The sequence below is a fragment of the Providencia sp. PROV116 genome (genome assembly GCF_028482485.1).
GTDB classification, from domain to species: domain Bacteria; phylum Pseudomonadota; class Gammaproteobacteria; order Enterobacterales; family Enterobacteriaceae; genus Providencia; species Providencia rettgeri.
The window spans coordinates 17147-37599 of sequence record NZ_JAMPQO010000022.1 but is presented as its reverse complement, the minus strand read 5'-3'; the positions used below and the strand labels follow the sequence as shown (position 1 = coordinate 37599).

The 20453-nt window shown below is 41.8% G+C and carries 18 protein-coding genes, 1 tRNA gene and 1 pseudogene; 7 read left to right on the top strand and 13 right to left on the bottom strand.

The genetic code is table 11. From position 1 onward, the window contains the following. Window positions 1–105: 105 nt before the first annotated feature. The gene (gene pepA / locus PSE72_RS15410) at window positions 106–1617 is read right to left on the bottom strand and encodes a leucyl aminopeptidase (protein ID WP_004907531.1); all 1512 of its coding nucleotides are present in this window, start codon (window positions 1615–1617) and stop codon (window positions 106–108) included. Between the two features lie 339 nt (window positions 1618–1956). Here pepA and lptF point away from each other — a divergent pair, with 339 nt between their 5' ends. Together lptF and lptG are read left to right on the top strand one after the other, a co-directional pair. Then, window positions 1957–3054: an LPS export ABC transporter permease LptF gene (gene lptF, locus PSE72_RS15405; RefSeq protein ID WP_004907533.1), complete on the top strand. Its 1098-nt coding sequence runs from the start codon at window positions 1957–1959 to the stop codon at window positions 3052–3054. Further along, window positions 3054–4130, top strand: a complete 1077-nt coding sequence (lptG, locus tag PSE72_RS15400; RefSeq protein WP_004907535.1) for an LPS export ABC transporter permease LptG — start codon at window positions 3054–3056, stop codon at window positions 4128–4130. Before lptF ends, lptG begins: the two co-directional genes overlap by 1 nt. Window positions 4131–4190: 60 nt before the next feature. Here lptG and PSE72_RS15395 read toward each other — a convergent pair whose 3' ends face one another. The 3 genes from PSE72_RS15395 to ampH all read right to left on the bottom strand — a co-directional run bounded on the left by PSE72_RS15395 (window position 4191) and on the right by ampH (window position 6622). After that, a complete protein-coding gene (locus PSE72_RS15395) occupies window positions 4191–4628 on the bottom strand; it encodes a hypothetical protein (protein ID WP_198641718.1) in 438 nt (145 codons plus the stop codon). A 124-nt stretch (window positions 4629–4752) separates the two neighbouring features. Next, on the bottom strand, window positions 4753–5196 hold the full coding sequence (locus PSE72_RS15390) for a hypothetical protein (RefSeq protein WP_115168072.1): 444 nt from the start codon (window positions 5194–5196) through the stop codon (window positions 4753–4755). Between the two features lie 202 nt (window positions 5197–5398). Then, on the bottom strand, window positions 5399–6622 hold the full coding sequence (gene ampH, locus PSE72_RS15385; protein WP_004907539.1) for a D-alanyl-D-alanine-carboxypeptidase/endopeptidase AmpH: 1224 nt from the start codon (window positions 6620–6622) through the stop codon (window positions 5399–5401). Window positions 6623–7035: 413 nt separating this feature from the next. On the opposite strand from ampH, the gene PSE72_RS15380 reads away from it, so the two are divergent. From PSE72_RS15380 to PSE72_RS15370, 3 genes and pseudogenes are all read left to right on the top strand, one after another. Beyond that, window positions 7036–7120, top strand: a tRNA-Leu gene (locus PSE72_RS15380). A gap of 316 nt (window positions 7121–7436) precedes the next feature. Continuing rightward, window positions 7437–8684 carry a tyrosine-type recombinase/integrase gene (locus PSE72_RS15375; RefSeq protein ID WP_115168071.1) on the top strand — a complete coding sequence of 416 codons (1248 nt, stop codon included), beginning with the start codon at window positions 7437–7439 and terminating at the stop codon, window positions 8682–8684. Between the two features lie 104 nt (window positions 8685–8788). Continuing rightward, a pseudogene (locus tag PSE72_RS15370) lies at window positions 8789–9079 on the top strand (tyrosine-type recombinase/integrase); the annotation flags it as partial. A gap of 157 nt (window positions 9080–9236) precedes the next feature. Here PSE72_RS15370 and PSE72_RS15365 read toward each other — a convergent pair. The 7 genes from PSE72_RS15365 to PSE72_RS15335 all read right to left on the bottom strand — a co-directional run bounded on the left by PSE72_RS15365 (window position 9237) and on the right by PSE72_RS15335 (window position 17442). Beyond that, window positions 9237–9494 (bottom strand): hypothetical protein, encoded by a 258-nt coding sequence (locus PSE72_RS15365; protein WP_217007829.1) that lies wholly within the window; start codon window positions 9492–9494, stop codon window positions 9237–9239. 179 nt (window positions 9495–9673) lie between these two features. Next, a complete protein-coding gene (locus PSE72_RS15360; protein WP_217007828.1) occupies window positions 9674–10798 on the bottom strand; it encodes a hypothetical protein in 1125 nt (374 codons plus the stop codon). Further along, window positions 10795–11058 carry a PAAR domain-containing protein gene (locus tag PSE72_RS15355; protein ID WP_115168070.1) on the bottom strand — a complete coding sequence of 88 codons (264 nt, stop codon included), beginning with the start codon at window positions 11056–11058 and terminating at the stop codon, window positions 10795–10797. Before PSE72_RS15355 ends, PSE72_RS15360 begins: the two co-directional genes overlap by 4 nt. A 12-nt stretch (window positions 11059–11070) precedes the next feature. Further along, window positions 11071–12042 carry an SEL1-like repeat protein gene (locus tag PSE72_RS15350; protein WP_115168069.1) on the bottom strand — a complete coding sequence of 324 codons (972 nt, stop codon included), beginning with the start codon at window positions 12040–12042 and terminating at the stop codon, window positions 11071–11073. Window positions 12043–12045: 3 nt separating this feature from the next. Then, the gene (locus PSE72_RS15345; RefSeq protein ID WP_272691003.1) at window positions 12046–13995 is read right to left on the bottom strand and encodes a phospholipase D-like domain-containing protein; all 1950 of its coding nucleotides are present in this window, start codon (window positions 13993–13995) and stop codon (window positions 12046–12048) included. Between the two features lies 1 nt (window position 13996). Beyond that, on the bottom strand, window positions 13997–16705 hold the full coding sequence (locus PSE72_RS15340) for a DUF2345 domain-containing protein (RefSeq protein ID WP_217007827.1): 2709 nt from the start codon (window positions 16703–16705) through the stop codon (window positions 13997–13999). Window positions 16706–16935: 230 nt separating this feature from the next. Further along, the gene (locus PSE72_RS15335) at window positions 16936–17442 is read right to left on the bottom strand and encodes a hypothetical protein (protein ID WP_272691002.1); all 507 of its coding nucleotides are present in this window, start codon (window positions 17440–17442) and stop codon (window positions 16936–16938) included. A gap of 730 nt (window positions 17443–18172) precedes the next feature. Here PSE72_RS15335 and PSE72_RS15330 point away from each other — a divergent pair. Together PSE72_RS15330 and PSE72_RS15325 are read left to right on the top strand one after the other, a co-directional pair. Further along, window positions 18173–18301, top strand: coding sequence for a hypothetical protein (locus tag PSE72_RS15330; protein ID WP_272691001.1), 129 nt, complete (start codon window positions 18173–18175; stop codon window positions 18299–18301). A gap of 373 nt (window positions 18302–18674) precedes the next feature. After that, complete coding sequence (locus PSE72_RS15325; RefSeq protein ID WP_272691000.1) at window positions 18675–19013, top strand: hypothetical protein; 339 nt, start codon at window positions 18675–18677, stop codon at window positions 19011–19013. A gap of 691 nt (window positions 19014–19704) precedes the next feature. On the opposite strand, the gene PSE72_RS15320 is transcribed toward PSE72_RS15325, so the two are convergent. Together PSE72_RS15320 and PSE72_RS19970 are read right to left on the bottom strand one after the other, a co-directional pair. Then, on the bottom strand, window positions 19705–19986 hold the full coding sequence (locus tag PSE72_RS15320) for a hypothetical protein (protein WP_272690999.1): 282 nt from the start codon (window positions 19984–19986) through the stop codon (window positions 19705–19707). Beyond that, a complete protein-coding gene (locus tag PSE72_RS19970; RefSeq protein ID WP_115168065.1) occupies window positions 19934–20233 on the bottom strand; it encodes a hemagglutinin repeat-containing protein in 300 nt (99 codons plus the stop codon). Before PSE72_RS19970 ends, PSE72_RS15320 begins: the two co-directional genes overlap by 53 nt. Window positions 20234–20453 lie beyond the last annotated feature (220 nt).

The following is a 20453-nucleotide window of genomic DNA, read 5'->3' as shown; positions in this document are numbered from 1 at the left end:
AATGGCTTCTATGTGTATCGAAAAGCCAAAAATAATATCCCGAATCGCATAAGTGCTCATCGGGATATTTTTACGAGTGATGTACAGCTAAAATGCTAAATCGGGTTATTCATCACCATTAAGGCCTGCACGGTTCAACAAGAACTGCGCTAGCATGGAAACAGGGCGGCCAGTGGCTCCCTTCGCGGCACCTGAACGCCAAGCAGTTCCTGCGATATCAAGGTGCGCCCAGTTATATTTCGTCGCAAAGCGAGACAAGAAACAACCTGCGGTGATAGCACCCGCTGGACGTCCACCGGTATTGGCTAAATCAGCAAAATTTGGTGTGATTTGGTCAAAATATTCATCTGCTAATGGTAAACGCCATGCACGGTCGCCTGCTTGCTCAGAAGCATTTAATAGCTCGTGAGCCAGTGGATTATGGTTTGACATCAACCCAGTGTAATGGCTACCTAATGCAATCACACAAGCCCCTGTTAAAGTGGCGATATCGATAACCAGCTCTGGCTCAAAACGCTCAACATAGGTGAGTGCATCACACAGAACTAAACGGCCTTCGGCATCGGTATTGAGGACTTCAACGGTTTGCCCAGACATGGTAGTAAGGATATCACCTGGGCGATAAGCACGGCCACCAGGCATGTTTTCACAGCCAGCAAGAACCCCAATCACATTAATTGGCAATTGCAATTCAGTGATAAAGCGCATGACGCCATATACACTTGCAGCACCGCACATATCGTATTTCATTTCATCCATGCCTTCGGATGGTTTAATTGAAATACCGCCGGAGTCAAAGGTTAGGCCTTTACCAAGTAAAACGATGGGTTTGCTTTCTGGGTCTGGACTTCCTTTATATTCCATAATGGACATTAGCGATTCATTTTGTGAACCTTGACCGACCGCTAGATAGGCATTCATTCCAAGTTCTTTCATTTGCTCCTCACCAATCACTCGAGTGGTGAGTTTACTGTCTGAAATATCAGCTAATTGACGAGCTTGAGATGCTAAATAACCTGCGTTACAGATGTTTGGTGGCATGTTGCTTAAATCTTTCGCCGCTTTAACACCTGAAGCAATCGCTAAGCCGTGGGAAATAGCACGTTCACCACTGGTTAATTCACGGCGAGTTGGCACGTTGAAAACCAGTTTGCGTAGCGGACGGCGATGCTCTGTCTTATTACTTTTCAGTTGATCAAATACATACAGCGACTCTTTGGCTGTTTCGACGGCTTGGCGCACTTTCCAGTAATTATTGCGACCTTTGACGTGTAATTCAGTTAAGAAACAGACGGCTTCCATTGAGCCAGTTTCATTCAACGTGCTGATGGTTTTCTGAATAATTTGTTTAAATTGGCGCTCATCTAATTCGCGTTCTTTACCACAACCGATAAGTAGAATGCGTTCAGACAGAACGTTGGGTACATGATGGAGTAGCAGGGATTGCCCCACTTTACCCTCAAGTTCGCCGCGGCGCAGCAGGGCGCTGATATATCCGTCACTTATTTTGTCCAGCTGTTCAGCAATTGGGGACAGACGGCGTGGTTCAAAGACTCCGACAACAATGCATGCGCTGCGCTGTTTTTCCGGGCTACCACTTTTTACACTAAACTCCATGCGTTCTCCTGAATCTTAAAGACAAAGGCCGATGCTCCCGCTAGAATTAGCGTTTCGCATGATCTACCTCATAGAGAATGAACTCTTTATGTTAAACTAACCATCTATACGCGAAATAGCTCACGTTGTATGCTGTTAATCGCGATACATCATGAAGTATGGCGGGTATATCCGGTTTCTCGAATATTAAGCATGTTCTGATATTTCAATCAGTATAGATAATGCTTTTATATCATTCTAGCCATACAATAAACTAGAGTATATGTTAGTAAATGGCAGACATCGAACGAACTTAGCCATTTTCTTCCCAAAAGACAAGTTTTCACAGGCGTAATAAGCGTGATCATTATTAGATATTTGGTACGGGAAACCCTGAAAAGTCAGTTAGCCATACTTTTTGTATTGATGCTAATCTTTTTTAGTCAGAAGTCGATAGATATTCTTGGCGCTGCGGTTCAGGGCAATATTCCCTCAAACTTAGTACTTCCTTTACTGGGGTTAGGTGTGCCTGAAATGGCGCAGCTTATCTTACCTTTGAGCCTATTCCTTGGGCTTTTGATGACCTACAGTAAACTTTATACTGAAAGTGAAATCACGGTAATGCATGCCTGCGGTTTAGGTAAAAGTGTTTTAGTGAAAGCCGCGTTAGTCCTTGCGGTCATTACCGCGATGGTCGCGATTGCTAATATTACGTGGATGTTGCCATGGTCATCTCAATATCAAGAGCAGGTATTGGCTGATGCGAAAGCCAATCCCGGGTTAGCTGCAATGGTCGAAGGGCAATTTAAAACCACTAAAGATGGCAACTATGTGCTGTACATTGGTGATGTAAAAGGTAACAACTTCAAGAATGTATTTCTTGCACAACTACGCGCCGCTAATGAACAACGGCCTTCTGTTGTGGTTGCTGATAGCGGCTATATGAAAGAAGATCCTGATGGTCGACAAGTCGTTGTTTTAAATGAGGGTACTCGTTATGAAGGAACCGCGTTACTGCGTGATTTTCGCATAACTGACTTTGTTAATTACCAAGCCATTGTTGATCACCAAACTGCAGAAACGCGTAGTGACCGAGTCGAGCAAAAAAATATGCTGCAACTGTGGTCTGAAAATACGCCTGAGGTGAACGCTGAGTTTCATTGGCGTTTAACCATTGTTTTCTCCGTTGTCGTCATGGCTTTGATGGTTGTGCCGTTAAGCGAGGTTAACCCACGTCAGGGGCGGGTACTCAGTATGCTTCCTGCAATGTTGCTGTACCTCATTTTCTTTTTATTACAAAGTACATTGCGTAACAGTGCTGATAAGGGCGACCTTGACCCAAGGTATACTATGTGGGCGGTGAATGTGGGGTATTTGGTATTAGCGATAGTCCTAAATGCGTGGAATACCGTCCCAATGCGCCGTATGCGTCTTAAATTGAGTAAAGGGGTTGCCTGATGTTTGGTGTTTTAGATAGGTATATCGGTCGAACCATCTTAAATTCGATTTTAGTGACGCTATTTTTGCTCGTTTCCCTCGCAGGGATCATTAAATTTGTCGAGCAGCTTCGCAAAGTGGGCGATGGCGACTATACGGCATTGAGTGCAGGTGTATTCACCTTATTAACTGTTCCAAAAGATATTGATATTTTCTTTCCAATGGCGGCGTTGTTAGGTGCGCTCATGGGGTTAGGGGCACTGGCCTCACGTAGTGAGCTAGTCGTCATGCAAGCTTCTGGTTTTACTCGCTTGCAAATCGCATTATCGGTGATGAAAACGGCGGTTCCATTGGTCATTGTCGCCATGTTTATCGGTGAGTGGATCGCACCAGCGGGAGAGCAGTGGGCAAGAAATTATCGCGCAGAAAAAATCGTGGGTAATTCATTAGTTGTGACAGATGAAGGTATGTGGGCAAAAGATGCCAACGATTTTATCCATATTCAGCGGATTAATAATGCGACATCGATTCAAGATGTGTCGGTGTATCGTTTTGATGACCAACGTAAATTGAAGTCAGTGATGTTTGCTGCGAATGGCGAGTATGACTCGACAAATCAGCTTTGGGTATTATCTCAAGTGGACGAGTCAATTCTAAGTAGTGAGAAAAAAATTACAGGTTCACAGCGATTAACGGTTGATTGGAAAACCAATCTTACCCCAGAAAAACTAGGAATAGTTTCACTGAATGCTGACTCGCTTTCTATCCGTGGCCTATATCAATATGTCTCGTACTTAAAAGAAAGTGGCCAAGTTGCCGCGGTTTATGAGCTCAGTATGTGGAAAAAAATACTGGCGCCATTATCCGCAGCCGTCATGATGTTAATGGCAGTTTCATTTATTTTTGGGCCGCTGCGTACCGTTCCGATGGGTGTTCGTGTTATTTCAGGTATTGTGGGTGGGTTCTTATTTTACGTGCTTAACCAAGGGTTTGGTAACTGGAGCCTAGTTTATTCGGTGCCACCCATTGTTGCAGCAATTTTGCCGAGCTTACTGTTTTTAATTGTTAGTATCGTATTATTAGTAAAACGAAAATAACGTTTTATCAGTCATTAAAGGCTGTGTATCTTCGGGTATCACAGCCTTTTTCTTTTCTTGTTATTTACTGAGTAATAAATTCCCTAATTTGCTGATAATTCTTAATAGTTTATTTTGAGGACGGAATAAAACTTGTTGTTGTCTATTATCTGCAGATGTACTGATATATTCGCCTTTGATCCCAACAACATTAAATCGACTTTTATTAGCTAACTGTTGAGCATAAGAAAAAATACCGCCATTCGCCGTATATGACTGGCGAACAAGATAAGCTTTTTTCCATTCAGATGTTCGTTCTAATTTCTTTTGGTTGTTTTTTAAGGAATGAGAATTGAGTGATTTAAGAGCAATTTCTACGGATGTCGGTTTTTGCGGGGCAGGGAATGCATTTTGGTGGTTATAGATTCTTCCAAGTTGGAGAACTAACTCAGAAACTTTGCCCTGCTCAGTGGTACAGGGCCGTGTTATATGATGTAAAAAAAATGGAGAAATACGCATTTTAATTCCTATTCACAAAGTAGAAGAGGGATTAAGATTAGCCTTGAATTAGCTTATAGCATTGCATAAAACGATAATAAACTTAAGAAATAGCTTGAATAATAGCGGATTAGTACTGTTATTATTAACCAGCTATTGCATAACCTAATGCACTGATAAAGGCTACTATCCTTGTTTGCGGTTGAAATAACTTTTTTCTGGCGCCTGAGATATGATTTTGGTCATCAATAGCTAAAATATTTTGGCGACTCCGGTTTGCTAATTGCTGAGCAAGTGAAAAAATCCCTCCTTTCATACTATTTTGTCGTTTAAATTTAAAAGCAGCTTGGCATTTTTCCCGATATATTCGTCTTTCTTCTTGTCGACAAGCTTTGATAGCTTGTAATTCTGAGCCATCGAAATACTTATAGGGATATTGGCTAGCAACAGATTCACTCTCTATATATTCTGGTTTTTTAGTATTATGATTTTGAATACGATTTAAAATTTCAACCAATTCAAATTGGCTAATTTTAGGGGATTGTGTAGCTTGACAGTTTGCCGCTATCGAGTAATTTTTTGTGTTCATTTTAGCTCTGCATGTGTTAATGAAAGGCTAAAAGATTATCGGGAATATGAATGAATTGATTTTAAAAATGGATAGTAAAATTATCAAAAACAGCCTGAATATCTCAGGCTGTTGTCGCAATTAATGTGATAACGCGGGTAAATCCACGTTTTAGGGTCGGGGTGTAACTCGCCATTGTTTGTAACACTTCGGCGGTACTCCTTCAATGTTTCCCATACGCATGGTTAGTAGATAATGAGGCAACTAGTTCATTAACACCAATCGTTAATTTACTGAATTTACTGTTATCTTTACGGGTCATCACGACAAATACCCCAATGTTTTGCTGTGGGATCATCGCCATATAGGTATTAAACCCACCACCACCACCTGTTTTTTGGTAAATACCGGGAATGCCATTTTTCGGTTTCATATACACCCACCCAAGGCCTAATCCATCAGCATGGCCTGCAACATCCATCCCTTTAATTTCTAAAAGTTTTTCACGGGGAAAATAGATGCCTTGTTCACGGGCTGCGGTGACTTTTCTTAGGTTACTGTCTGTCGATAAAAATTGCTGCATCCATTTTTGCATATCTGCAGGGGTGGAATACACACCACCACTTCCTGCTGCTGCAAGAGTGTTATGGCAAGGGCTGGGTTTCGTTCCTTCCATTAACCGCGCGCATTGTGCATTATTGGGGGTGTAAGTGGTATTCGTCATTTTGGCGGGAGAAGTAACATAGTGGTTAAATAGCTGAGGGTAAGAGACTCCTGAAGCTTTAACCATCGCATCTGCCAATAAGTCATACGCTAAGTTGGAATAAGAAGCTTCTGTTCCCGGTGTTGCATCTAACTTACCTGTTTTTAGCCAGGTCCAGCGGTTATCTTGAGTTGGCCAAATAAAAACAGGACGTCCCCATTTCCCACCGGGTTGTTCGCGAGGTAAGCCACTGGTATGGCTTGCTAAGTGATATAAGCGAATAGGTTGCCCGCTGGCATTATCAGGAACAGTAACGCCATGGTAAGCGTATTGTTGTAATGGGTCCGTAATTAGTAGTTTCTTATCTTGTTCAAGCTTAATTAATATTTCGCTTGTCATTAATTTTGTAATTGATGCAATGCGAATTAATGAGTTTGGACCAGGTTTTTTACCATTACCCGGTGCGGTTTCACCATAATAACGCGATAACGCCTGATTATTATCGATAACAATGATAGCCATGCCCCGTGCATTGCTTTCATTAAAAATGCGATTAGCGTATAAATCGACAATCTTAGCGACGCGCTCGTAAGTCCTTCTATCTCCCTCAAAAACTTGCCAGTCAGAGGATTCAATATCATTACTTTGCAAAAACTTTGGTGCTTTTTCTGTCTTACTTGAACATGCCATTAACACTAAGGATAATGCAGATACAGACAGAACTTTTAGAAATGATTTCTTCATGTTGGAAGCCAGCCGATATGATTGTTTGCAAATGGCCTTTCAGCCATATTATTTTTTCTTCGCGAAAATCTTCATTACCACACCAATTAAGATGCCAATAAAGATACCTGTTGCTATCCACCCAACAAAACCCATGATTAAACCTTAAATATTGACATTAGATTGCAGATAAACTAACAAAAATAATGACCTGCCGCCAGTCACAGAGCCTCGTGATAAGAAAAATAATTTGGGAGAAGTTAACATACTCATTAATAGATATATAAACAAAAGAAGCTTTCCTTGTGATTTTATAAGATCTAAGGAATATGCTTTTTTTTTAATCGAACAAACCGTATCTTCACGAATAAGTGTTGCCAGTAGGCACAAGGCAAGTATAATGGCAGCGTTTTCCAAGAAACACATCACTTCGTGCCGGAGTGGCGGAATTGGTAGACGCAGTTGATTCAAAATCAACCGCCTTCGGGTGTGCCGGTTCGAGTCCGGCCTTCGGCACCATAAGAACATCAAGAGACGTCAACAGACGTCTTTTTTTGTATCTAAAATCCAGTGTTTGCAAGGCTTTTCCCGCGTTTTCAGTCAATGCATGTCAATCTAACTCAACCCACATCAACCTCCGTGTGAGTATATAACTGAGTATATCTTCGCTTCGATAATGTTTGTATACTCATTTTACCTCGAATTACTGATGTTAGAGCAATGCAGGCGCTACCTGTAGCGTAGGCTCATAATTGGCTATATAGCTCGAAGCCATCAACAGTAATCTGAGATATCTCGTTTATATACTCATCCTGGGGTGAAGAGGACAAAGAATATGGCATTAACCGATACGAAAGTTCGAGCTGCTAAACCAGACGAGAAAGCTTATACACTGACAGACAGTGATGGCTTGTTTCTTTATATTCACCCCAATGGTTCTAAATATTGGCGCTTCCGTTTTCGCTTTGGCGGCAAACAACATTTAATGGCCTTTGGTGTATACCCTGAAATTTCTTTAGCGGATGCAAGAGAAAGAAGGGATGCTTCCAGAAAGCAAGTTGCTTTAGGCATCGATCCTCGAGAGCTCAAGAAAGAATTAAAGGAAGAACAGCAAAAGGAATTTAACACCTTTGAGAAGGTAGCTCGCGATTGGCACGCGACCAATAAAAAGTGGTCAGAAGTCCATAGCCATCGAGTCCTCAAAAGCCTTGAGGACAATATCTTTGCCGCTATTGGCAAACGTAATATTGCTGAACTAAAAACTCGCGATCTCCTCGAACCAATTAAAGCCGTGGAGATGTCTGGACGTCTTGAGGTGGCGGCACGTTTACAACAGCGTGTGACAGCTATTATGCGTTATGCGGTACAAAGCGGTTTAATCGACTATAACCCAGCACAAGATATGGCTGGCGCAGTTGCGACAGGTAAACGAGTCCATAGAGCGGCATTAGAGCTTAAACGCCTACCTGAGTTCTTACAACGCATAGATGATTATAAGGGAAGACCTTTAACTAAACTTGCAGTCAAACTTACCTTGCTAGTTTTCATTCGTTCCAGTGAGCTTCGTTTCGCTCGTTGGGAAGAAATCGATTTTGAAAATGCCATGTGGACGATCCCTGCTGAACGCGAAGCGATAGAAGGGGTTAAACACTCACATCGTGGATCAAAAATGCGTACTCCTCATTTAGTCCCTTTAAGTCGGCAAGCGATTGAGATCTTAAAGCAGATCTATCAATTCAGCGGTAACCACGAGCTGATCTTTATCGGGGATCATAATCCTAGAAAACCAATGAGTGAAAACACGGTAAACAACGCACTACGTGTAATGGGCTATGACACTAAGACAGAAGTGTGTGGGCATGGTTTTAGAACAATGGCCTGTAGTTCGTTGATTGAGTCAGGGCTATGGTCTAAGGATGCAGTAGAAAGGCAAATGAGCCACCAAGAACGTAACTCAGTAAGAGCTGCTTATATTCATAAGGCAGAGCATATTGAGGAAAGACGACTGATGGTGCAATGGTGGGCTGATTATCTGGATGTGAACAGGGAAGGGCATGTAGGGGCATTTGGGTTTGGAAAATGATTTTTATAGGTCCTAGTTAATAACTTACTCAGCCCCTAAAGAGGGCTGAGCAAATAACTAACCTACAAAATTCAATAGCTTGATCTTTTATTGGTCAGTATTAATTAGTTTGCTCGGGTTGTTGCAACATTAATCAACCAAAGAGTGAAGCCAGTACTAACATGGTCTTAAAGCGAATTGGGTATGATGGCAAAGCAACAGGGCATGGCTTTCGCCACACAATGAGTACTATCTTACATAAGAAAGGGTTTGACAGTGCGTGGGTTGAAACACAACTGGCTCACAAGGATAAAAACTCTATTCGAGGAACCTATAATCATGCGCAATATTTGGAAGGAAGAAGAGAAATGATGCAGTGGTATGCGGATTACTTAGATGAATTAGAGCACGCTTAAATGTACCGAGTTGAATATCTATGTGGTTTTCCGCATAGATATTCTGAATTCACACGTTTTATTTTTTAGGAAGATACCTTTTTACTCGGATCTAAATCAGAAAGGCATTGATGCACCTATTTTAATAAAAACAAACCATTACAATAGTTTTGTCAATTTATCGTCCGCTTTTTATTCTAGCTAGATATATTTTTATTTTTGAAACAATTTTATTTATGTTTTTCTCCGAAGGAAAGAAAGCCGTAATGAGTGCAAGCATGAGAAATATCAAGCTTGTGGTTTTTAGTGATGATATATTTTCCATACAACCTTTCCCACATCCAGAGCCACTTGCAGAAATTCCCGGTGCGATAAGTGCTATAAAACCATTAAATATACCTATAGCAATAAAGATTAAAATCAATAATATTTTCATAGTACCTCTCCCCCTCACTGATAAAAATCCAGCATATTCAATAAAATCAATGGAGTGTTATTTTCTATCTGTTAATAGTATTTAATCTAATAGATTTTATTTTGCAGTTGTTATTTTATTAAAACGACAATTCGCATTTCTTTTTATCACTAATTTAATAGTCTTCTCATAACTAAACTTTAAACCTGAATTTGTTGCAATAAAAGTTGCGTCCCCTTTTGATGGGTAATAAGACTGTAATGTGAATATTCATACACCAGTGACAAAGCCACCACATGACGCGCGATACCGCCTTTGCCTAAAAGTGTATCAATGTCATAAAGGCGTTCTGATAAATGAGACACATTCTGTCGTGCATAGTTTTCGATACACTTCCCTTTATCGTTATCCTCTACGCCACTGTGCCAAATTCCATCTAATTGTTCGCCTGAATACTGGAATTCACACTGTGTTTTCAATGCGTCAGGGAATGACTCTATATCCGTAGATATAGGGCGCAGGAGCTTCGCTTTAATAGGCGCGAGTAAACGCTCGTAGAACCCTTGGGGTGCAAGTAATAGGCTCGCAGCTTCTTCACTCGTCGTTGAGTCTAACTGAAAAGCTAAAATAGCGTATAACTTAGGTTCAAAGGGATTTTCATACAGTGCTAACAACCATTCACTTAATGAGTCATATGGTAATGTTTCAACAGATTCAAGCTCTAATGATAAGCGCGTGGCTTCCTGCTGAATGAGAGCCTGCCAACTAGCCTCATTATCTTCAGCTTGCCAATATAGGGTAATTGGCTGAGTAAGAGAATGTTGATGGTAATATTCAGCAATGGGGGCAAGTAACTTTTGCACCGACATTTCTTGTTTCTCCCATAAAGAAAGTGATTTGAAGGCGCTTAATTGCAATATATTGTCTTTATTCGGAGGCAGTGAGGACAAAACAACGTTTGTTTGTTTTTCTTCATCAAATTGTGTCAATCGTGTATGCGCTAAAATTCCTAGATGCTTCCTAGCCCAATATCCCCATTCTTGACGTGCATCATCGAGCATATTAGTAAACTGCCGATGGTCATATGACACTATCGAATAAGCCAATAGACGAATAAACAAAATAACAATCACCGGAAGAACAACAAATAAAGCGATTATTTGGTTGTTACTGACTTCACTAGACAATACCCCAATTGAAGAGAAATAAACACCTATGCCAAATCCGATAACACCAATAATCACGACTAAAAAGAACCAAAGCATCAAGCGAGGTAATTTAGGCTTAGGTGGGTGATCTAAAGACGGAGTTTTCCAGCTTATCATGATTGCTCACCCGACGATGACAGACTAGCAATAAGCGTACAGCCACATTCGGTTTGAAAACCATTGAGTGCTGCCTGACGACCGGATATTAAAATACGCGTTGAACCGGGTAAAATGGCATTAACACCGTGTCCTTTTTTAGGGCAACTGACTTTATCTCCCACTAAAGCTATCGGTTTGCCGTACATCACCGAACCAGAAGCGGTGATCACTTCGCCGCCATGAGTAGTTTTGTCACCTAATCGAACAAGTGCGCGCATGATAAAATCCTTTTATTGATTATCCTGTTGTTTTTTATATTCAAACGTGCCATCCCATTCAGGGAGTTCAGCAGGTGGGAGCGGAACGATTTTATCGATATCGGGGAATTTGGCTGTTTCGTCAGAGGCATCTATTTCTTTGACTATTGCTTCATAGCGGGCTGAGCGTTCTGGATCCGGTTTTACCGCTAGATAGTAATAATCTTTTGAGGTTGTATTAATTTTAAAAGTATCAACTAACATCGAAGCAGACATTTCATGCCCATTTTTCGTTGCTAATTGATAATATTTTAAGGCACTACTTAAATTGTTTTCTACATTAGCTGAGTATGTAGCTAAGCGCCATGCTGCATCTCCATTTCCTTGATTGGCTGCGCAAATAAGCATTTTTTTGCCTATTTCAGGTCGATAGGCTGGGTTATCTCTATCCGATAAACGTTGAGTAACAAAAATTCTCCCAATGACATATTGGGCTTCAGGGTTACCCAAATCTGCTGCTTGGCGAAAATAGTCTAACGCCTTCGTGCGGTCAGCTACAACACCATAGCCTGTATCAAGATAATGCCCCATTTGGTAATAGCCATAGCTAATGTCCAATGTAGCCATTTTTTGGATAATATCCCATACCTCTTGAGCTGAGCCTTTTCCGTTTATCGGAGGTACTTTCCCATAACTGATTAAGTTACTTAAGTTAAGCATGGCTTTGGGGTGATTACGCTCTGCAGCTTTACGGTAGAGTGCACCTATCTTGGAGTAATCCCGTTGAGATTTATTGACCTTTTCAAGTTCTCGCGCCTGTTTAAACCAAATGTCGGCTTCAGGATCAACGGGAGGTAATGTGTCTTTTTCATACACACAAGTGAACGTTAAGTCGGATTCTGTTTTTTGAGTCATGTCTTTCTCTTTTTCTTCTACAGGCTTGCAGCTAACAAGTAGCACTAAAACACACAATAATAAATTAGGTTTAAGTTTAATTGGTGGCATAATTTAATCCGTATTTTCTAACCCAATCGTTTTATCCTCAAACGGAAGTAAAGGAGCTATAGGCATTTTTTTATCTCCTTTCAATTCCTTATTTAGACTAATTATTCGTTTCCATTCATTGAACTCCGTCGTTAAATCACCGGAAACACTCCCCGTTCCTTTATGGATTTTCCACAATTTTTCCCGTAACGGTTTAACAATAGGAAAGATGTCCGTATCTTGCAGTATCACCGCAATTTCAGTATCAAATGCCATACTGCGTAAATTGATATTGGCAGAGCCTTGGATTAAAAAAGTGTCATCCACTAAGGTTAGCTTGCTGTGGACATACACCGACTGCCAGAGATTAGAATCAGGAGAAACCAAGGTACAAATCACGCTCTTAAACCCCTCAATGGTTTCTTCCTGAATATCATCCGGTTTTACCACATCGACAGGAGCTAATACCCAACCGTTTTTTGTGGCTTCCATAACGTTCTTCACCGTATCTTGATGTGCAGCATGCTCCCGCATCAAATCACGGCGCCCTAAGGTTTCCAGCATCTTGTAAGTTTGATATCCACCGACTTCATTCGAGTCACCCACCTCTGCTTTTGTGGTTGAATTTGTTACCACAAATAAATAGAACGGTGGAATTTTTTGCCCTTGCAGTTTAGGGGTAGTGGCAGCCGCTTCTGCAAAACATTGATTGCGCACTTCCACCATATTGCGCACATCCTTAGCAATTGACGATAAGCGGAAATATTGGTTTTCAAAATAAAGGTAGTTACGTGCATGTTTAACACCGTGATCGTAGGACTTTAAAATATCATATTCATCATATTCGGGATGAGTGCGACAAATTTTTCCCGCCGTTGGTGTTAATGGGTTTCGAGCTAAAAATGTGTAACGCTTATTTAAGTCTTCAACATGCTCTAAAGTGGGCGTGTATTGGCTGCGTGAAATTGCTTTACGTCTTTCTGTCAGCTGGATACCTTCACTGCCGTGTGTAAACAAGCCTTCAGTTTCTTTCCATGCCGAAACAAAGTTGTCGCTTAAATCACACAACACTTCGCCATACACACAGTTAGAGGTATCTTGCCATGCGGTGGGGCCATCACGTCCTAGCCATGACATCTCTTTATGTTGAATAATTGAGTGTTTATCATCATCCCAATACTGCGAATGCATGTTATGCCCCATCACAAAGCCAACCGCGAGAGTAGGTTCTTCATAATCAATCAACACCGCTTTTTGGTGATGAGTTGGCACCATCGCCAGAGCCGCCAAACGTAAACTGAGTTCGACATCATCACTGCCAAACTGGTGTTTGGTTAACTTCGCCACCTGACTCAAACGAGATGAGGGGCTATTTATTGCCATTGAGCGTGTACGAACCGATAAGTTTTTAATTTGATTGGTTTTCGCACGATGTAGCCACTCTTTATCAAATTGATATTGTTTATCCGACTCGTAGTCTAATTTAGACCCTGCCGCGATAGCCTTTTCCATCGGAAGTTCAATTTTTTGCCTCGGCGTGTAATGGGTTGATAATCGCCAACCTGGCAAACTGGTTTCACCGAATTTAGCTAGTTCATCAAACCACACTAGAATACGAACTTTCACCCCTTCTTTGGCTTTCTGTTCAAGAAGCTCTGCAATCGTCGGAAATGTTCCTTCATTAATTCCCCTTGAACGTTCAAAATACATGGAGGGCTGGAAACCCCATGTAATAATTTCAATGCTGTGCTTAGCATGCCGAATTGCCTCCGCAACCGCCGCAAAAGTTTGTTTTCCATTCACGAGTGGGGCATACACAAATAAGCTCATCGGATATTTGGTACTCTCAGGGATCCAACTGGGCGTCATTTGCAGCACCATACACGTCGAGACGGGTAAGCGTATTTTCTGCTCGGTTGCCGGGATGGGTAACTGCACGGAGGCGGGGAATCCTACAGATTGATTTCCTGACATATTATTTTCTCTTATTCCATTCAGTGATAAATTGGAAAAGCCCTTTCCCCCATGCTTGACCTATTCGCGAGCTTTCTCGCTCTTGGCTTGGCGCACTGGATCGAAAACCGACATTAACGGGTTCGACGCGTTCTGCATCTTGCTCTTCAGTAGGAGGAACATCGATATCGTAACGATCCCCATTCAGTAAATGTAGTTGATAGCTATCCGTGGGAATATCATGGTCAATTTGGATATTTCCTTGCGCATCACTCATACCTTTTAGGATAAGCGCCCCATTGGCATACAGCTCATACGGCTCAAATGCACGCGCCTTCATAGGGCTTTGTGGTGACGAGCTCAGTTGAAAACGTAGAGTTTGTTTCGGTATAGACTGTGGAAATTGCGGATGGGTGACATCCATCGAGGCAGGGCCTTCAACCACCCAATTAGTGGCTTTCACCGTTTGGTTATTGGGGCTACCGTACTCTATCTGCCCGCCTTTTAAACGAATATAGGCGCCACCACAGGTCAATAGCAGTTCATCTTTAGCGGCAACGACGGTTTTACCGCCGGTACTAGTGACGGTCATGTCTTTGAGTGAGGTGAGATGCATTTCATCACTTTGTGCTTGAATTTCGACTTTGCCTTTTGCGGCAAAAGCTTTGATTCCTAGGGTGTGAGCAAACAAGCTGATTGCCTTGCCTGCCGCTAAGGTGATTTTTTTACCTACCGAGATATCGACCTGTTTATTGGCAGTCAGAGTGATATTTTCGCCACTGTTAGCCTGTACCGTTTTTGGGGACGTGAGCGCAATACCCGCGGGCGAACTGAGTAACATTGCCGCTTGTTGCAGTTCATGAATCGATTGGGTGAGTAAGGTTTGCTGGGCGTTTAAATCGGCCAATTCGGCTTTTGCAACGTCAGCGGCTTCCCGTAGTGAGCTCACTAAGTTTAATGCATCATCCAATTGCTGCTTGGCTTCGCGCATATCCAGTTGTTCAGAAGAGGCTTTGGTGCGTAAGTTGGTACTAATAAACAGCCCTTTCCCTGCTCGAATGGCGCCCCAACTGTCAGTGCGAAGTTCAAAACCATCCCCACGTTTTTCACGCCCTTGATTAACCAAATGCCCTAAATTAAGTTGGGTTTTTCCGCCGTATTCGGTGCTGAGCTTGATATGCTCTTGCCCGCGCTTATCTTCCATACGAAGCTTATTATTTGCCGGAGTACGAATGACGTTGCGAGTATTATTTTTGTCAGTGATGTGGTCGGGGCGATGGGAATCATGCAAGGCATGGGCGATATACGGTCGGTCAGGATCCCCTTCATGGAAGGCAATCGCGACTTCAGCCCCTTGAATCAACGGGAAGTGTATTCCGTAGGTATCGCCTGCATAGGGTTTTGCCAGCCGCACGGGCATGCTTTCATACCCCGTCGGTTTTTCATCACGGTCTGCATCGAATTTCACCCAATAGAAACCGTGCTCATTTTGGTGGGCATAAATATCATGGGATTTAGCACTAGTGATGCGCGCCATTAGTGTGCCTGCGATCACAGGGCGAGGCTTTAGAACAGGCCGCCAGCACAGTGCTTCGGTGTACGGCGCGGCATCAAACTGAATAGTTAATGCGCTACTGCGACTGCCTGAAAATCGTAATCGAGTGATTAAAATTTCGGATTGAAAATCCGTGGGTAAGGTGGACGATAATTGGTTATCGATGACTTTAAAAATCATCAACGGCGTTAAGCGCGGTGAATTGCTTTTGCCTCGCAGCAGTGTTTGACGTGCGAGAAAGCGTTCATGGTCTAGCCGTGACCAAAAATGGGCGGTTTCCGTTTCAGGTTGGTATTTCTCACCGCGCTCAAGATGGCGGGCTTTGTAGTGGTAAACGTCGCCATAGTTTATATCGTCCCCATCTCCGCGAGTCATGTCCGTTTCAATGGATAGCAACGTTTGCATCGCTTGCCGGTGATTATAATCTTTAGTCACGACGCTGCGTTCCACCACTTGGTGACGTAGCGATAGCCCCCACACGCTTTCAACGCCATTGTCATTCATGCCAGAAGGGCTATTGAGTGGCAGTTGTAAATCATACACATAGGCGCGCTGGCTATCCCCAAAGTGAATAATTTCCGTCTTCGTGTCGGTCTGGAGACTAAAGGAATAGAAAATCCCCACTTCACTTAACAGCCGTTCAATAAATCGCCAATCACTTTCATTGATTTGGTTGATTTGTTCCCGCTTAGGATATTGGCGCTGTAAATGAAACTCAAATTCCCAGCCTTTCATGTCATGCTCACGTAAAATGAGGCCAATGACTTCCGGTACCGATTTGTTTAAGAAGAAACGGTGGGAACGCAGTTGATGGCGCAGCAACGAAACAAAGGGTTCAATGACAATTTGGTACTGGGCTTCATCCGCTGAACCGGACAACCGCTTAAAGTGTGTCACCACACCATGCACTCGCTTTTGCGGTTCATTCAGTGAACGTAAATCGGCCAATGGAATAGTGGGTGATGAAAACGTAAAGTGCGCGGTACGACGAAGAAACTGGGAGGCTTGCAGGTTTTGGGATGAAGAGGTGAACGTTATCTGATAACGATAAGTTTCGCTAATCGCTTCTCGCCCAATGAAAGATTCAACATCCAATAGCGCATCGCATCCTTGGACTGCCAATTGATAGCGATTGTGGGATAAAAAAGACGCTTTGAGGGGCTCTATCAGACTCATTGAATGTCCTTTTGAGGTTATTTCATGGGTTACGCCCGATAATCAAACCTCAAGCGAGACCAAGATAAATAGCATTTATTTCGGTTACGCTAACATTAACGTTCAACAAAAAACATACTAAACATGAAATAAATTGACGAATTCCACATAAAAAAGATTAATCCGAAAGTAACAACTCGTATGATGATTAAATCGTCACAACGCCCGTTCACAACTGGCGACGCTCGTGACTATTTCTTTTGAGGTAAATATTTTTTCCGAGTTTTATCACTTCGACACAATGATAAGTAAACACACTCAGGGCACCAAGTACCGTCTTTCACATGTGCTGGCGTGGTATACCAAACATGCCCCCGTGCACATAGCCAACCCACCTTATCATTCGCTGTCGTATAAACTGTTGCCAAACACTGTCCGCCTCGCTCGGCGGCAATAGACTGCAACTCTACCAATGAGCCTCGCATCGCCTCAATCGGGCAAACAGGACACCATGAGCCTTGAGCATTACGCGTAATATGCGGCGAGATTTCCCATTCATGACCGTGAACACAACGTAATTTGAGTTTACTTTTAGTATGAATGTATTTATCGGATAAACATTCCCCCCACGCGCTTTCGCCATGGCCTTTATCTCTGCAAGATATTGCGCTTGCTGTTGAACGCGTAAGCACTGAGGATACCACCGTCCCATCTTGACCGAATCCGCCGAAGCCTCCCAAGTGTGGCTCTGTTCGCATTGCCAAGTGAGTTTTGAGTTGGAATTAATGTACGCCGTTGACAGGCAGATTCCCTGACGCTGAGCCGCCCATGTCTGCATTATGGCAATCGAATACCGCTTACTGTCAATATAGCATTGCGCGCACCATACACCTTGCCGTAAAGAGAATGGATGGGCATTGATAAGATGCCCTTGAGCACATTGCAGCTTTAGTTTCTGGTGGTCGTCTTTAGGATTGAGCCATATACCGCCCCATACGGCCACCATTTGCTCAATTTTGGCTTTAAGCTGCGCAGAATAGGATTGGGTACTTTGGCCCACATTACTCGACCAATTTTCAATCACGGCAAGAAAAGCCTGTTGTTGTTCCGATGGAGCATGACGTAAAGCAAAACCTGCATTTTTGGGTAAATCAAGGTGCATCATAATAACCATCTTTATCTCAATAACCTATTTCATCCAAACTTAACCGATATTATTACCCAGACCTACTGCCATGAAACTATTCATTTATTCATAACCACCATTATTCATTGATCTGTATTAACGATCGGTTTATTCACTATCAATAGATTAAAGCTATCAATAATAAATTATCAATCGTTTTTGTGATAGATTTTACAGATCAATTTATTGAATTCGATCGTTTATAACGATTTTAAATACCAACCAGATTCTTTTAAGCTATTCACGACAGCACATATCGCTATCAAATTTAATTGAGATAATTCACTTTAGAGGAAATCACTATGTCAGAACGCTTTGAAGATAGCCCAGAATATGATGATTGGATTGAAGAAACAGGAGGACGTGATGAAGAGCATTCTGATTATTACAATAAATGGATGAGAAGAAAACAACGCGAATCTTTATCTTAATTACCTCTGTTTTATTTAATAACTACAGAGCCATGAATTTGACTGGCTCTTTTTCTTTATATCAGGATTAGAGCTATGCATATTATTTTATTTTTATTATTCCTTATTATTTTTCTACCTATCGCCTTTAAATTCCCTAACATTATTAAATCACTCTTTTCTGGAGTTTTTAATTTTGCCATTTATTTCATTAAACATTTACCTGAAATGTTGAATAACAAGAATCAAAAATAAAAATTTTACTGTATTCATTATTCCGTTAACGCCAGGAAAAGCACATTGACCTAAGTAAGCGTCTCACTTTTTATTCCCATTATTTTTATAGAAGGTTTTTATGATGAAATTCAATAATTGCATTCGTCCTATTCTGTTTGTGAGCAGTCTTTTACTTTATAGTACAACGTCGTTCGCCGCTAATTTACCGATAAAGGTCGATGCTAAAGGCGATGAACTTCGTGCTGGAAACGTTGCTTTCCCAATATGGCGTTATACCATTACCAGTCTTGATGACAATATTACATTGCAGTCATTAGTCTTGAACCGCAATAACTGCCTGATTTCGACCAATGACCGAGGGCAGAATACGAATGCCAAACTCAAGTTTGGTCAGTCCTACACATTTACCAGTCCGAGTAATTCGTCATACACCCAATGTAAACCTCTTGAATTAATCGTGAATACAGACAAGGGTTCATACACCTTTACATGGTAATAGCAACAAATATAGATGGTTTTGGTATAGGTAACCCTCCTAAAGCCTTCTCCTATATAAACTTTTATTTGTTATCCGTTATACATGCTAAATTAAAATTAAACAATACTAAGGATAGTGATCTTTTTTTAATGAAAGAATAGATAACGATTGAAGTGACTAAGATGTTCGATAATATTTCGTACTGTGATGTATCACAGTTGTTAAGTAGTTCTCGAAGTTTTGATGCTTCTTTTCTGAGCTCGTTTATCATTTTCATGGTTTTGACTTATTAGCATGTTTTAGGCTGACAAAGTATAAACCAAGGTTGCCCTAATTTTTATATCTATCAATGCAATGTTTTCACTACGGGTACATTTACGGGTATAAAAATAATTACTAAAAATATATTATTTAAATTTCATGTTGTTAGTCTTTATTTGCGAGTCCGGCCTTCGCACCATAAGAACATCAAGAGACGTCAATCGACGTCTTTTTTGTATCTAAAACCCAGTGTTTGCAAGGCTTCCCCCCGCGTTTTCAGTCAATGCATGTCAACTTAACTCAACCCACATTAACCTCCGAGTGAGTATATACGTCGCTTCGATAATGAATGTATATTCGTCATACTTCGAATTACATGGTTGTTGGCTTCGTTCAGCTATCCGAGTCACATAGTTATCTATGCTCCTCGGCTATCTTCACTAGCTGCCTACACGTAATCCGAATTATTTAGAGTATATGCTTGCTCAGAGGTGAGAGGATAAAGAATATGGCACAATCTACCCGCAGCAGCGGATTGATTATTTAGCTTAGCAATAACAGCGCATAACGCAGCATATGCCATGGTATTCGCGGCTTTATTATCTTCATCTACTTGCTGTTTTATCAATGTCGCTAAGTACGGCGACGAGGTATTTGCCAATGCACCTGCTAAATTATCACCTGCCAGGCCTTGTAGCCGCCCCGACGCTGACCTCTTGTTGTTTGGCATCATAGCCCGGGTCGATTTGGACGCTATCGCCCGTGAAGTTTAAGTCTTTTTGAGCAATCAGATCAGCTCCGCCTACATGCAGTTTGTTATCTGCGGTGATATCGACATTGTTGCCAGCGGTTAAGCTGACATCATTCTCTGCCACCACCGAGGAGCCTTTGACGGTCAGGTCATTCCCTGTGGTAATGGTAACTTTTTCGCCACTGAGCAAGCTGCCTTTTTCACGAGTGGTTTCATCGTGTTGGATAGTGTGTTCACTGCTAGTGCTTAAGAAGTCTTTACTGCTACGCTGCTCTTCGACGGTTTTTTGTTTTCTTAATTCTGCAAGATTAACGTGTTATGGCGGATATTCAAGTGGTCAAATTTATTATTAAGTAGCTACAATTTAGAGCCAAACAATTGAGCTCTAACATAGATTCTTTAAGGCTTTTTTCTTAGTATGTAAATTAAACACTCTTGTTTAATGA

Bases quoted from the DNA above. Each gene is read 5' to 3' on its own strand.
- PSE72_RS15340 (WP_217007827.1), bottom strand. From the start codon at position 16,705: ATGAGTCTGATAGAGCCCCTCAAAGCGTCTTTTTTATCCCACAATCGC.
- PSE72_RS15345 (WP_272691003.1), bottom strand. From the start codon at position 13,995: ATGTCAGGAAATCAATCTGTAGGATTCCCCGCCTCCGTGCAGTTACCC.
- lptG (WP_004907535.1), top strand. From the start codon at position 3,054: ATGTTTGGTGTTTTAGATAGGTATATCGGTCGAACCATCTTAAATTCG.
- PSE72_RS15350 (WP_115168069.1), bottom strand. From the start codon at position 12,042: ATGCCACCAATTAAACTTAAACCTAATTTATTATTGTGTGTTTTAGTG.
- PSE72_RS15360 (WP_217007828.1), bottom strand. From the start codon at position 10,798: ATGATAAGCTGGAAAACTCCGTCTTTAGATCACCCACCTAAGCCTAAA.
- PSE72_RS15365 (WP_217007829.1), bottom strand. From the start codon at position 9,494: ATGAAAATATTATTGATTTTAATCTTTATTGCTATAGGTATATTTAAT.
- PSE72_RS15355 (WP_115168070.1), bottom strand. From the start codon at position 11,058: ATGCGCGCACTTGTTCGATTAGGTGACAAAACTACTCATGGCGGCGAA.
- PSE72_RS15330 (WP_272691001.1), top strand. From the start codon at position 18,173: ATGTCAGAACGCTTTGAAGATAGCCCAGAATATGATGATTGGATTGAA.
- pepA (WP_004907531.1), bottom strand. From the start codon at position 1,617: ATGGAGTTTAGTGTAAAAAGTGGTAGCCCGGAAAAACAGCGCAGCGCA.
- PSE72_RS15395 (WP_198641718.1), bottom strand. From the start codon at position 4,628: ATGCGTATTTCTCCATTTTTTTTACATCATATAACACGGCCCTGTACC.
- PSE72_RS15320 (WP_272690999.1), bottom strand. From the start codon at position 19,986: ATGCCAAACAACAAGAGGTCAGCGTCGGGGCGGCTACAAGGCCTGGCA.
- ampH (WP_004907539.1), bottom strand. From the start codon at position 6,622: ATGAAGAAATCATTTCTAAAAGTTCTGTCTGTATCTGCATTATCCTTA.
- PSE72_RS15390 (WP_115168072.1), bottom strand. From the start codon at position 5,196: ATGAACACAAAAAATTACTCGATAGCGGCAAACTGTCAAGCTACACAA.
- PSE72_RS15335 (WP_272691002.1), bottom strand. From the start codon at position 17,442: ATGCGAACAGAGCCACACTTGGGAGGCTTCGGCGGATTCGGTCAAGAT.
- PSE72_RS15375 (WP_115168071.1), top strand. From the start codon at position 7,437: ATGGCATTAACCGATACGAAAGTTCGAGCTGCTAAACCAGACGAGAAA.